The sequence below is a fragment of the Staphylococcus argensis genome (genome assembly GCF_002902305.1).
GTDB classification, from domain to species: Bacteria; Bacillota; Bacilli; order Staphylococcales; family Staphylococcaceae; genus Staphylococcus; species Staphylococcus argensis.
The window spans coordinates 83,498-95,888 of the sequence record NZ_PPPX01000004.1; the positions used below are offsets into that span (position 1 = coordinate 83,498).

General features: G+C 38.0%; 14 protein-coding genes and 1 pseudogene. 9 read left to right on the plus strand and 6 right to left on the minus strand.

Annotated elements, in window-relative coordinates; translation table 11 throughout:
* Nucleotides 1-89: 89 nt before the first annotated feature.
* Nucleotides 90-1,079, minus strand: coding sequence for an FUSC family protein (locus CD039_RS06635; RefSeq protein ID WP_103371668.1), 990 nt, complete (start codon nt 1,077-1,079; stop codon nt 90-92).
* A gap of 156 nt (nt 1,080-1,235) precedes the next feature.
* On the opposite strand from CD039_RS06635, the gene map reads away from it, so the two are divergent.
* The 5 genes from map (at nt 1,236) to vraR (ending at nt 5,109) form a co-directional block, all read left to right on the plus strand.
* The gene (gene map, locus CD039_RS06640) at nt 1,236-2,000 is read left to right on the plus strand and encodes a type I methionyl aminopeptidase (RefSeq protein WP_103371678.1); all 765 of its coding nucleotides are present in this window, start codon (nt 1,236-1,238) and stop codon (nt 1,998-2,000) included.
* A 160-nt stretch (nt 2,001-2,160) separates the two neighbouring features.
* Nucleotides 2,161-2,556: a hypothetical protein gene (locus CD039_RS06645; protein ID WP_103371669.1), complete on the plus strand. Its 396-nt coding sequence runs from the start codon at nt 2,161-2,163 to the stop codon at nt 2,554-2,556.
* 195 nt (nt 2,557-2,751) lie between these two features.
* On the plus strand, nt 2,752-3,453 hold the full coding sequence (vraT, locus tag CD039_RS06650; protein WP_103371670.1) for a cell wall-active antibiotics response protein VraT: 702 nt from the start codon (nt 2,752-2,754) through the stop codon (nt 3,451-3,453).
* Nucleotides 3,450-4,493: a sensor histidine kinase VraS gene (gene vraS / locus CD039_RS06655; protein ID WP_103371671.1), complete on the plus strand. Its 1,044-nt coding sequence runs from the start codon at nt 3,450-3,452 to the stop codon at nt 4,491-4,493. The genes vraT and vraS overlap by 4 nt, the downstream gene beginning before the upstream one ends.
* Nucleotides 4,483-5,109 carry a response regulator transcription factor VraR gene (gene vraR / locus CD039_RS06660; protein WP_103371672.1) on the plus strand — a complete coding sequence of 209 codons (627 nt, stop codon included), beginning with the start codon at nt 4,483-4,485 and terminating at the stop codon, nt 5,107-5,109. Before vraS ends, vraR begins: the two co-directional genes overlap by 11 nt.
* Before the next feature lie 94 nt (nt 5,110-5,203).
* Here vraR and CD039_RS06665 read toward each other — a convergent pair whose 3' ends face one another.
* The 4 genes and pseudogenes from CD039_RS06665 to CD039_RS06680 all read right to left on the minus strand — a co-directional run bounded on the left by CD039_RS06665 (nt 5,204) and on the right by CD039_RS06680 (nt 8,246).
* A complete protein-coding gene (locus CD039_RS06665; RefSeq protein ID WP_103371673.1) occupies nt 5,204-5,773 on the minus strand; it encodes a beta-class carbonic anhydrase in 570 nt (189 codons plus the stop codon).
* Between the two features lie 460 nt (nt 5,774-6,233).
* Nucleotides 6,234-7,215, minus strand: a pseudogene (locus CD039_RS06670) (YihY/virulence factor BrkB family protein); the annotation flags it as partial.
* Nucleotides 7,216-7,474: 259 nt separating this feature from the next.
* Nucleotides 7,475-7,777, minus strand: a complete 303-nt coding sequence (locus CD039_RS06675) for a hypothetical protein (RefSeq protein WP_002472981.1) — start codon at nt 7,775-7,777, stop codon at nt 7,475-7,477.
* A gap of 4 nt (nt 7,778-7,781) precedes the next feature.
* Nucleotides 7,782-8,246: a low molecular weight protein-tyrosine-phosphatase gene (locus CD039_RS06680; RefSeq protein WP_103371674.1), complete on the minus strand. Its 465-nt coding sequence runs from the start codon at nt 8,244-8,246 to the stop codon at nt 7,782-7,784.
* Nucleotides 8,247-8,380: 134 nt separating this feature from the next.
* Between CD039_RS06680 and CD039_RS06685 the strand changes: the two genes are divergently transcribed.
* From CD039_RS06685 to CD039_RS06695, 3 genes are all read left to right on the plus strand, one after another.
* Nucleotides 8,381-8,581 (plus strand): DUF1128 family protein, encoded by a 201-nt coding sequence (locus CD039_RS06685; RefSeq protein ID WP_002472952.1) that lies wholly within the window; start codon nt 8,381-8,383, stop codon nt 8,579-8,581.
* A gap of 13 nt (nt 8,582-8,594) precedes the next feature.
* Nucleotides 8,595-9,836 (plus strand): aminopeptidase, encoded by a 1,242-nt coding sequence (locus tag CD039_RS06690; RefSeq protein WP_103371675.1) that lies wholly within the window; start codon nt 8,595-8,597, stop codon nt 9,834-9,836.
* Between the two features lie 87 nt (nt 9,837-9,923).
* Nucleotides 9,924-10,445 carry an acyl-CoA thioesterase gene (locus CD039_RS06695; RefSeq protein WP_040806999.1) on the plus strand — a complete coding sequence of 174 codons (522 nt, stop codon included), beginning with the start codon at nt 9,924-9,926 and terminating at the stop codon, nt 10,443-10,445.
* A gap of 142 nt (nt 10,446-10,587) precedes the next feature.
* On the opposite strand, the gene yfkAB is transcribed toward CD039_RS06695, so the two are convergent.
* A complete protein-coding gene (gene yfkAB, locus CD039_RS06700) occupies nt 10,588-11,739 on the minus strand; it encodes a radical SAM/CxCxxxxC motif protein YfkAB (RefSeq protein ID WP_103371676.1) in 1,152 nt (383 codons plus the stop codon).
* A gap of 289 nt (nt 11,740-12,028) precedes the next feature.
* On the opposite strand from yfkAB, the gene CD039_RS06705 reads away from it, so the two are divergent.
* Nucleotides 12,029-12,202, plus strand: a complete 174-nt coding sequence (locus CD039_RS06705) for an SE1561 family protein (protein ID WP_103371677.1) — start codon at nt 12,029-12,031, stop codon at nt 12,200-12,202.
* Nucleotides 12,203-12,391: the final 189 nt, after the last annotated feature.

Consider the following 12,391-nt stretch of genomic DNA (forward strand, 5'->3'; position numbering starts at 1 on the left):
GTGAAGTTCAGTCCCACTTTTCTTCTTAAATTTATAGTAGCTCTATTTACTCTTATTCTAAACACGATTTTATAGAAAAAAGTCTATCCTTACTTTGCATACCGTCCATCGAGAATGCGATAGATGAGTAAGATTTCGTAGATGATATGGCTTTTAATTTGATTGTCGTCAAATTCATTTAATCCTTTAACAGAACGCTTTAATACAGAAGCAGAGGATTTCTCACGCTCGAAGTGTCCTGTAGAGAAGATATTATTAATGCTTTGCGAAATCTTAAGAATCGCTAGACGTTCTTCGCTATTAAAGACGACTTGAACATTTTTAGGTAAATAAATAATGTTAGATAAATGTGTGATAAACAATCGATTGGTATGTGAACGTGACGTAATACGTCGAACTTGAATCCACTCTTTATCACGATGTTTATGGTAACCTAGTTCATCTTTCTGATAACTTAGAAGAGTATCTACGCGATTATTCAAACTGATTACTTTATCCAATGCACGTTCTGAGGAATCGGATTTAAACTTACCGATCAACAGTTGTTGCATACGATTGCTATAAAGGTTATACATTTGCGACTCTGTCTTGTTGATTAAGCTATCAAGCTGCGCGTAGTATTTCGGCGGTAAGACCATAAAGTTAACTAATCCTGCTGTTACGAGCCCTATAATGGCTGTTAAAAAACGTGAAAAGAAGTTATAGATAAACGCATCATGGATACCAGGAATCATCGCTAAAGCTGTCATAGTTGCAACCGTAGTACCGACTTGCAAATTAAATTTCGTACAGACAATGATAGTACATAGGGCGGTTAACGCATATGAGAAAGGTGAATCGTCACCGAAGAAATATGTGAAGACAACTGCAAAGACGACACCAATAACTGTTGCTGGTAAACGTCTGTAGCCTTTGTGTAATGACGCTTTCGCTGTCGGTTCGATCGTGACGATAGCCGTCAATATCGCGAAGATAGGATTCATGTGTAACAATAAACAGAACCAAGCAGTTAGAAAGGTTGCTAAGCCTGTCTTAATCGTACGCGCGCCAATTAAATTTTTGTACCATTTTTCTCGCATAGTGGATCTCCTAGCCTATAGTGTGATTGATCTTTGATGTTTCGTCGTTTAAGGACGATATTTTAAGAAGAAAATAACTCTTATTTATTATATCAAAAAAAGTTTGCTATAATAAGATGGACGATAAAAATGAGAAAAAAGGAACGGGATCAATTCATGATAGTAAAAACAGATGAAGAATTACAAGGATTGAAAGATATTGGATATATTTGCGCACTCGTTCGTGATAAGATGAAAGCTGCTACTGAACCAGGTATTACGACACGAGAGCTCGATCAAATTGCTAAAGATTTGTTTGAAGAACACGGTGCAACTTCTGCACCTATCCATGATGAAGGCTTCCCAGGCCAAACTTGTATCAGTGTAAATGAAGAGGTCGCTCACGGCATCCCTGGTAAACGTAAGATCCGTGAAGGTGATTTAGTCAACATTGACGTTTCAGCTTTAAAAAATGGTTTCTATGCTGATACAGGGATTTCATTCGTTGTAGGTGAAAGTGATAATCCTATGAAGCAGAAAGTGTGCGACGTTGCTTTAGAAGCGTTTGAACAAGCGATGACGAAGATTAAACCAGGCGGTAAATTGAGTCAGATCGGTAAAGCGGTACACGCTACAGCGCGAAAGAATGATTTGAAAGTGATTAAGACGCTCACTGGTCATGGTGTAGGACGTTCACTTCATGAGGCACCAAGCCACGTGCTCAACTACTTCGATCCTAAAGAGAAGACGTTACTTAAAGAAGGGATGGTCATTGCTGTTGAACCATTCATCTCTTCTAACGCGACTTATGTGGTCGAAGGTAAAAATGATTGGGCATTCGAAACGACAGATCGCAGCATGGTCGCTCAAATTGAACATACAGTGATCGTGACTAAAGATGGTCCAATCTTAACTACTAAAATTGAAGACAACGACGCTTAAGCCTTAAGTCTGAAATAGAAATCATTCCGGAGCCTATTATTCTGGCTTCGGAAATTTTTTATAATAGAATCTAACCTAGAATAAATCCGACTTCTAGAAGAAATACAGAGAATAAAGTCAGCAAGGTACACATAATCGTGCTTGCTGCAGAGGTGATTCTATGAATATATTATGGACTTATATGGATAAGATGTGTAAACAATTATTAGACAAAAGTATGCGTGCGCGTTGGCAAGAACTGGATTATCGACTTCAAGACATTGAACGTTATATCCGCTACTTAGTATTGAAACAGGCGTCAATAAGAAAGTTAATTGACAGTCTATCGTTAACATTGGAAAATAAATATATCGACATTATCGATAGTGCTAAAAATATTTCAGCATGTAAGATAGAAAGTGCAGATATTGAAGCGATTACGTCACAACTCAATCATTATGAAGCGACTTATGCGGAGCTAGAAACGACGATTACAGCGCAACATCAAGAGAAACTATCTACTGAAGCAGAGTGTGACATGCTGCAACAATTGCGCTTAGGCCAGTATGCGATTTGAGTGAAATAGGGAATAGGGTGCGCTTGCGTCAGTGATCTTCGAGACTTGCGTGCTAATTCTATCCATTTCTTATGGTGGATTTAAAGAGTATTCTATAGTAACGATACGATGATACGATGCCACTCGCACCAGGTCTCAATGCGCACTCTATCATTCATAAATGTTACGAAACACGTAGAAGAAAGGCGGCGAAATATGACACACAAATATATATCAACGGAGATGCTAATCATCTTTACTGCGTTGATGATTGTAGCCAATTTTTACTATATCTTTTTTGAAAAAATTGGTTTCTTACTCGTTCTATTACTAGGATGTATCCTCGTTTATGTGGGTTATCTCTACTTTCATAAAGTCAGAGGGCTTCTCGCTTTTTGGATAGGTGTGTTACTCGTAGCATTTACCTTGCTATCCAATAAATATACAATCATTATTCTCTTTCTGTTCTTGATGGTAATGATCATCCGTTACTTACTTTATAAATTGAGACCGTTAAAAGTAGTGGCCACGGATGAAGCGGTTGAAAGTCCTCAATTTATTAAACAGAAGTGGTTCGGACAACAACGTACGCCGCATTACGTCTATAAATGGGAGGACTTACAAATTCAACATGGTATCGGTGAAATTGACATCGATATGACGAAAGCAGCGAATATTAAAGAGCATAACGTTATTGTAGTGCGCCACCTTGTGGGTAAAGTTCAAGTCGTCGTCCCACTGAATTACAATATTCATCTTCATTTTACGGCATTTTTCGGCAATGCTTACATCAATGAACAGAACTACAAAGTAGAAAATACAAATATTAGTGTGAAAGAAGAAACGAAACCGGATAATTATACTGTAAATATCTATGTTTCAACATTTATCGGCGATATCGAGGTGATTTACAAGTGAATCACTACATAAGAGCCATAGGATCTATGTTAATCCTCGTCTACAGTATGCTGTTCGCATTTCTCTTTATTGATAAAATATTTGTGAATATCATTTATTTTCAAGGCATGTTCTATACGCAAATATTTGGTATTCCAGTATTTTTATTCTTAAATATTGTTATCATCTTACTTTGTATTATCGTAGGGGCTGTGCTCGCTTATAAGATTAATCAACAAAATCACTGGCTCCAAGAACAGATTGAACGTTCAATCGAAGGCGAGACGGTAGGCATTAACGATCAAAATATTGAATTGTACAATGAAACCATCGCGCTTTATCAAACGTTGGTGCCACTCAATCAAGAAGTACATAAACTGCGTATAAAGACACAGAATTTAACTAACGAGTCATATAACATCAATGATAAGAAAGTGAAGAAGATCATCGAAGACGAGCGCCAACGTTTAGCGCGAGAGTTACACGATTCAGTCAGTCAGCAACTGTTTGCGGCGAGCATGATGCTGTCAGCGATTAAAGAATCGAAGTTAGAGCCGCCTCTCGATCAGCAAATACCTACATTGGAGAAGATGGTTCAAGATTCGCAACTTGAAATGAGAGCCTTACTTTTACATCTCAGACCTATCGGATTGAAAGATAAATCGCTAGGAGAAGGCATCAAAGACTTAGTCGTTGATCTTCAGAAGAAAGTGCCGATGAAGGTGGTACATCAAATTGAAGATTTTAAAGTACCTAAAGGCATTGAAGATCATTTATTCCGAATTACACAAGAGGCGATTTCAAATACACTGCGTCACTCAAATGGAACGAAAGTGACGATTGAATTATTCAATAAAGAAGATTATTTACTATTACGTATACAAGATGACGGTAAAGGGTTTAACGTAGACGATAAAGTTGAACAAAGTTATGGATTAAAGAATATGCGTGAACGTGCGCTAGAGATCGGCGCGAACTTCCACATTGTATCCTTGCCAGATTCAGGGACACGTATTGAAGTGAAAGCACCGTTGAACAAGGAGGAATTAATTGATGATTAAAGTATTATTCGTTGATGACCATGAGATGGTACGTATCGGAATTTCGAGTTACCTATCAACTCAACCTGACCTCGAAGTCGTAGGGGAAGGGGAATCAGGGAAAGATGCCATTGAGAAAGCGCACGAATTGCAACCTGATTTAATATTGATGGATCTTGTGATGGATGATATGGATGGCGTAGAAGCTACAACGCAAATCAAGAAAGATTTACCGCATATTAAAGTGCTAATGCTTACAAGTTATATTGAAGACAATGAAGTTTACAGAGCATTAGACGCGGGCGTCGATAGTTACATTCTCAAGACGACGAGCGCGAGCGACATTGCTGAAGCGATTCGCAAGACGTATAACGGCGAATCGGTCTTTGAAGCGGAAGTATTAGTTAAAATGCGTAATCGAATGAAACAACGCGCAGAACTTTACGAAATGTTAACTGAGCGTGAGATGGAAATCTTATTACTTATCGCGAAAGGATATTCTAACCAAGAAATCGCGAGTGCCTCTCACATTACGATTAAAACAGTGAAGACGCATGTCAGTAACATTCTTAGCAAACTCGAAGTTCAAGATAGAACGCAAGCAGTAATTTATGCTTTCCAACATAAATTAATTTAATAACATGATGAGAAAAGCTCCAAAGGTATGGTTTCAACCTTTGGAGCTTTATGATTAAGTTGAGTTACTTTATCAAAGCAAGCAACTGATGCGCTTATTGCTGTGTCTTATAACCGTCGTGAACGAGATCAAGTTCACCTGTCGCAGGATCAATGACTAAGCCATGGACAGGGATTGAGCGATCGAATAGAGGATGGTTGTAGACGATATCGATGTTATGTTGCACGCGTTCGAACACATCAGAGAAACCTTCTAAGAAGTGATTCACATCAATGCCTGAACGATTGAGAATATCAAGTGTCTCTTCTTTAATGCCACGTTCTTTCATCGTCTCTTTCACAGCGTCTACGTCGATTGAGCCCATACCACAATCTTTATGTCCCATAATGATAATTTCTTCTGCGCCTAAAGCGTAAATCGCGACGAGTAGACTGCGCATTGTTGAACCATATGGGTGTGTAATAACGGCTCCTGCATTTTTCACGACTTTAATGTCGCCATTGTTGAAGCCGAGCGCTTTTGTTCCTAAGTCTTGTAAACGTGTGTCCATGCACGTGAATAATACAGCTTTCTTGTCAGGATTCTTGCTTGTCTTATATTGTTCGAAGTCTTTGTTGGCAACGAAAGACTCATTATATTTTAAAATGTTTTGTAATAGTGTCATATGTACCCCTCCACACATGAATTTGTTATAGAAAAAGGCAACGTTATGACGTTGCCTATTTAGTATATCGTATTTAGTCATTCTGTGTTGATTATAGGATTCGCGACAGTTTATTTATTGTTTGGGCTGTCGTCGTAGTGACCTTCTTCGTTATTAGCTTGCTTAGTTGATGCTTGATTTGAAGAAGTGTGATCTTTAGATGCTTTATGCTGATCTGAAGTATCGTTTGAATGTTGTTTATTGTTATCATCAGATGATTGAACAGATGCTTCTCGATCACGACCTGATGTTGTATTTCCTTTGTCATTAGGTGAATGAACTACACTACCTGATGCTTGGTTGTCTTCAGCGTTCGCCTCATCATTCTCACTACTTTTACCAGAAGTGGAAGATGAACTGTTAGCATTAGCCTCGCCATCTTCATTGTCACAAGCACCTTCGCCGTTCTCAATCTCAGAAACAGATTTCTCTTCAGGTGTCTTGTCATCTACAATCTTGCGTTGGTGGAAGATCGCGTTAATCTCAGCACCAATAATGATGATGAAACCTACGATGTAAAGGAATAACATCAAGATGATGATACCTGCTAAACTACCATACGTCTTAGAGTAGTTAGAGAAATTTGAAATGTAAATTCCAAATAAATAAGAACCAACTAAGAAGACGATCGTTGAGAAGATTGCACCTGGAATCACAGATAACAATTTAATCTTCACATTTGGTGCTAGCGTATAAAGTACGATAAAGCTGATTAATACGATGATAATCGGTAGCACGATACGTACGAGATTGAAGACCCATTTCACTTGATCGCCTAAGCCAATAGGGCCAAACAAAAGGTCACCAATTTGTTGTCCAAATGTTGGTAAGATTAATGCGATTGGCATTACGATAACCATACATAATGTAAAGATGACACTCAATAACTTACTGACGATAAAGTTACGGTTGTCTTCTACGTCATAAGCGACGTTAAAGGCATTCATGATTTGTGTCATACCGTTTGAAGCTGACCACAATGCCAAGATCAAACCGATAGACAGTACGCCACCGCTAGCATTACCCATAATATCATCAATAATCGATGATACTTGTGAAGTGTAATCAGCAGGTACGTGTTCAGTAATCATATCTTTAATCGTTGTTGGCTTCACTCCAACAAGCGGTACGATTGAGAGCAAGAAGATGAGCATAGGGAAGAGTGACAGCATAAAGTAATAAGAGAGTTGTGCTGCCATTCCTGAAGCATCATCCTTGCCGATACGATAGATAAGATACTGTAAGAAATTTGCATTCTTCGTATATTTCGCAGGTTTATTGATGCGAGAAACGAAGAACTCTTGATTGTCTTTTTTTGGATCTTTAGATTTAAATTCTTGAGGTTGAATATATGTACGATCTTCGTCAACCTTCTGATGTCTAGGTGGGTTATCTTTTTTCATAGAAAGACATCCTCCTCTCAATTTCATTATTATTAATATACTTGAAAATGCTTACACAAACAACACTCTATTTGTGAATCATTAAATCACAATATATATCGATAGTTCTCATTTCTGTATATATTGTAGCGCATAATGTGTTTTACCCATTTAATAATAAAATATGCTTAACCCTTCGAAAGAGTTAAGCATATGTGTAAGGTATTGTGTAATATAAATTGTTTTTGGTAAAATTATAAGTTATTTTGCCCGAATACGATTAGTTTAAGCGATTATTTTTACGCTCCATAATTGTATCTTTCGCATCCATTAAAGTGTCTTTCGCACTCATAAGTTGTTTCTCTAGATCTGGATTTTTACGTCTAATTTCTTCTAAAGTATCTTTCCAGTAGAGGACTTCGTCTTTAATGTTTGAGATAGCTGAAGGTTTAGAAGAACGATTACCTTCTTTGATATCTTTCACTGAACGGCGTAAAGATTGGCGTGTTGATTTATCAGCTAAAGTCGCTAAGCCGCCAACGACTGCGCCGATAAGAATACCAGGAACTAATTTGTTTTGCATAATATTACTCCTCTCCTAGATTTGCATCTTTCACGATGAAATCGATCAAATTATCACAAGATGATTGTACCATTTCATAAACACCTTCAAAATTATTTGTATAGTAAGGGTCCGGTACATCTGTCTCTTCCATATTACTAAATTCTAGCAGTTTAAACAATTGCCCTTGAAGATTTGGATTAATTTGGCGAATATTATCCACATTGCTTTGATCCATGGCGATGATGTAGTCAAAGTCATCATCTGCAGTGAATAATTCACTAATCATACCATCATAAGGCACATCATGTTCATCAAGAATATCTTGAGTACCCGGGTGAGGGGGTTCGCCTAAGTTCCAACGTCCTGTACCACGAGATTGGACTTCGATGCCTTCAATACCACGGTCTTTCAAGCGTTGACGCATAATCGCTTCTGCCATCGGTGAACGACAAATATTTCCTAAACATACAAATGCCACTGTTACCATATGTATACCTCCTGCTTGTTTCTTCTCATCGTTATACTATATAGTCTACTATAATGACTCAAACACAACTTATCCAACATTTTACAATAAATGATAATTTGATAGAATGTTGAAATAAAGGAGTGAAGATGAATATGGCGTCAAATAAAGAGATGATTGAGGAAATTAGACAAAAACTGAATGTCGTGAATCAAAGTTTAATCGATCCTGATAAATTTGAGGACGCAGATTCAGATGAAATTAAACAAATTCATAGCTATGTTTCTATGAAGGATTCATTTACACCTAGTGAAATTACAGCAATTGCTGATTCACTTGGCCAATTACGTCAATAAGAGGTGAAAGGGAATGACAACTTATCAAGATAAATTACAGCAATATGCAGAGTTGCTCGTACAAGTAGGGATGAATGTACAAGAGGGACAACCTGTATTTATCCGCTCAAGCGTAGATGCTTTAGAACTCACACATGAAATCGTAGCAGCCGCATATCGTCGCGGTGCGTCAGACGTACGTGTAAACTATAGTGATGATACGTTGAAACGTTTACGCTATGAGAATGAACCAGTGTCATACTTTGAGAATAACGCGGTCAAAGACTATGACGTAGAAGCACGTATGGATTACATGAAACGTGGTGCAGCGAACCTCGCTTTACTTACAGATGATCCTAATTTACTCAATGGCATCGATAGTGAGAAGATTGCTGCTTTCCAACAACAGTATGGTAAAGCCTACAAAGACTATATGGAAGCAACTCAGAAGAACGAATTTCCATGGTGTGTCGCAGCCTTCCCATCTAAGGCTTGGGCTCAACGCGTTTATCCAGAGTTATCTACTGAAGAAGCGTTTGAGAAATTTATTGATGAAGTGTTCGACATCGTTAGAGTAGATGGCAACGATCCAGTTCAGAACTGGAAAGAACACGTGGATAATTTAAGTGTTCATGCTGACTATTTACAAAAAGCAAATTTCAAAGCGTTACACTATGTTTCTGAAGGTACGGATTTAACAATTGGTCTACCAGAAGGCCATATCTGGGAAGATGCAACAAGCTACACTTCAAACGGACAAGAATTCGTCGCAAATATTCCAACTGAAGAAGTGTTCATTGCACCTCATCGCATGAAAGTTGATGGACATGTAACGAACAAGTTACCACTTAGCTACAATGGTACAATCATTGATGGCTTCACATTGACATTCAAAGATGGGGAAGTAGTGGACTTTAAAGCTGAACAAGGCGAATCTGTATTACGTGATTTACTGAACACAGATGACGGAGCTAAACGTTTAGGTGAAGTTGCGCTCGTTCCAGATGATTCACCTATTTCAAATCGCAATACGGTCTTCTACAATACACTATTCGATGAGAATGCATCTTGTCATATAGCTTTAGGTTCTGCTTATGGCTTTAACGTTAAAGGTGGAACTGAGATGTCTACTGAAGAGAAACTTGAAAGTGGTCTTAACGACTCTCTCGTTCATGTTGACTTTATGATTGGTAGTCCTGATTTACGCATCACAGGTATTACTCAAGACGATGAAGAGGTACCTGTATTTGAGAACGGAAATTGGGCGCAAGCATAATCTTTAATCTCAAGTGCTTTTAAAACGATTTATTTTCCGATATAATGTGTATGTTTGCACAATACAACTAATGAAAGGGAAATAATAATGAGTAATAGACATTCTAAAACTATGGCCGAAAGTAAGAGCATTAAGAATAGACAAGTATATCCTCAAGATACTAACCACATGCAGACGTTATTTGGTGGAACATTGATGGCTAACATTGACGAAATTGCCGCAATCACAGCGATGCGCCACAGTAACGCTATCGTGGTAACTGCTTCTACGGACTCAGTAGACTTCTTGAAACCGATTAAGACAGGGGACGTCTTAACTTACGAAGCAATGGTTTCATATGCAGGAACATCTTCAATGGAAGTATGTATTCAAATTATCATGGAAGACGTATTGAAAGGTGAACGTCATTTAGCTGCCTTAAGTTTCTTAACATTTGTTGCACTAGGTGAAGACGGTAAACCTACTGAAATTCCTGATGTCGTTCCAGAAACTGAAATTGAAAAATGGTTCCACGAAACTGCAATAGCACGAGTGAAACGCAGAAAAGAACGTCGTCAAGAAAGTAAACACACAATTGAATTCTTATCTAAAACATTAGATTTAGAGTAATTCTAACGTTAGGTATCAAGATATACGAAGACCCCCAGGATGAGGAATCTATTATCTCATCTTGGGGGTTAACTGTTGCTTGAAGATTAAGCATGAAAGTATGAGGATGACTTCAACGATGACACGAATGTAACGCTTCCTCTTACTTCATATTATATTTCTCATGCATAATCTTCTCATTATGTCTGAAATTAGTATTTGGATAATACGTGTCCTTGACTAGAACGTTAGGACCCAAGCATTTGAATGCAGGACAATGACAATTTAACGATTGCGCTAATGACGTTTCAAGCCATTGATCAAATACATCAGTTAAGCGATCGTGCTGAATGTTAGAAATCGAACCATTGTCATCACCAAAGTCAGTGACAATGACATCTCCAGTAAAGACGTTCACATTTAAACGATTGCGTCCATCTGGATCATTACGCATCGTCACATTATGTGCATTACGCAAATCTTGAAGTAATGCTTGGTCGCTCGCATCATCAATACAAGGATAGAACGGCAACGTACCAAAGAGCATCCAAGTTTCTGGATCACGAATTTCAAGCAGATGACGAATGGCATCTTTCATTTCTTGTAATGATAAGACATTTAAACTGCTCGCAAAGTCCACAGGATACATAGGGTGGACTTCGTGACGACTACATTTCATATCTTCAACAATTTCACGATGAATCTTATCTAAATAAGGGACAGTACTTTGATTGAGCATCGTCTCAGCTGAGATAAACATGCCTTGCTCTGATAGCGTTGAAGCATTGTCTAACATTTGTTCATATAACTTAAGTTTCGCTTTGAGTGGTGGTTGTTTCTTCATTGCTCCGAAACCAACATCAGTAAACTCTTGAATCGTTCCCCAGTTATGTGAAATATGCATCACATCAATATATTCAGCAATATCGAGATAGCGATCTTGAGGCAATGTTAAGTTGGAGTTCATCTGTACGTATATGCCGCGATCTTGCGCATATTTGAGTAAAGGTTTGATTACATTCTTGATTGATTTCTTTGAGAACATCGGCTCGCCGCCTGTAATCGACATCGTAGTCAGATGTGGTATTTCGTCTAATCTCCGATAGATTAAATCCATTGGAAGCGGCTCTGGGTCCTTCGTCTGCAGTGTATAACCGACCGCACAGTGACTACAACGCATATTACAGAGATTCGTCGTCGTAAATTCGACGTTGCTTAATGTTAAGCGACCGTGTTTCTCAATATCATTATAAGCCTCCCAAGGGTCATTATTGATTGAAATCGGTTGCTTCCGATTGACGGTATATAACGTCATTCTATATCCTTCTTTCTATTATATCTCCAATATCATTTTTACTTACGTTAGGTGGTGATTTTAAACAAAGTCTTGGGCTTCAGAGGGATTCGTGTATGTATGTGAGGTGATTCGCAATGTTACTTTGCCCAAACTCATTTTAAAAAAGTAAATGGCATTGTCTCACGTAATTATTAATCACTGAACATCATAACAGTTAGGGGTAATTTAGTGAAGTCCTTGAGACCTGTTCAAACAGAAGTGTGTCATGTTAAGATGAGTTTACTAGATAAAAAGGAGCTAATCATACATGTCTGAAACACAAACTATCGATCAAATTAAATCTCGTTTAGAACAATTTATCACTGATATTGATCAAGTGAATCCTAACCAAGTACGCGTGGAAGATATTGATGAATGGATCGGATTACTCGACCAACTTGAAGCAAAGGTAAAATCTGTGAGCCATCCAACAGACGAGTAATAAAAGCTCTGTGTATGAGAAGTAGATGCGGAGCTTGAGACATAAATGTGAATTGACTTCTGAGATAAATAAAAAGCAAGCTTAAAATAAATTCTTGAGCAAATTTTCAATGTGTACTCGAGACGCTTGATGGATCTAGACCACAACGAAAATCCATTCTTCGAGCTCTTTGAGCGAAAAGAATTAGTT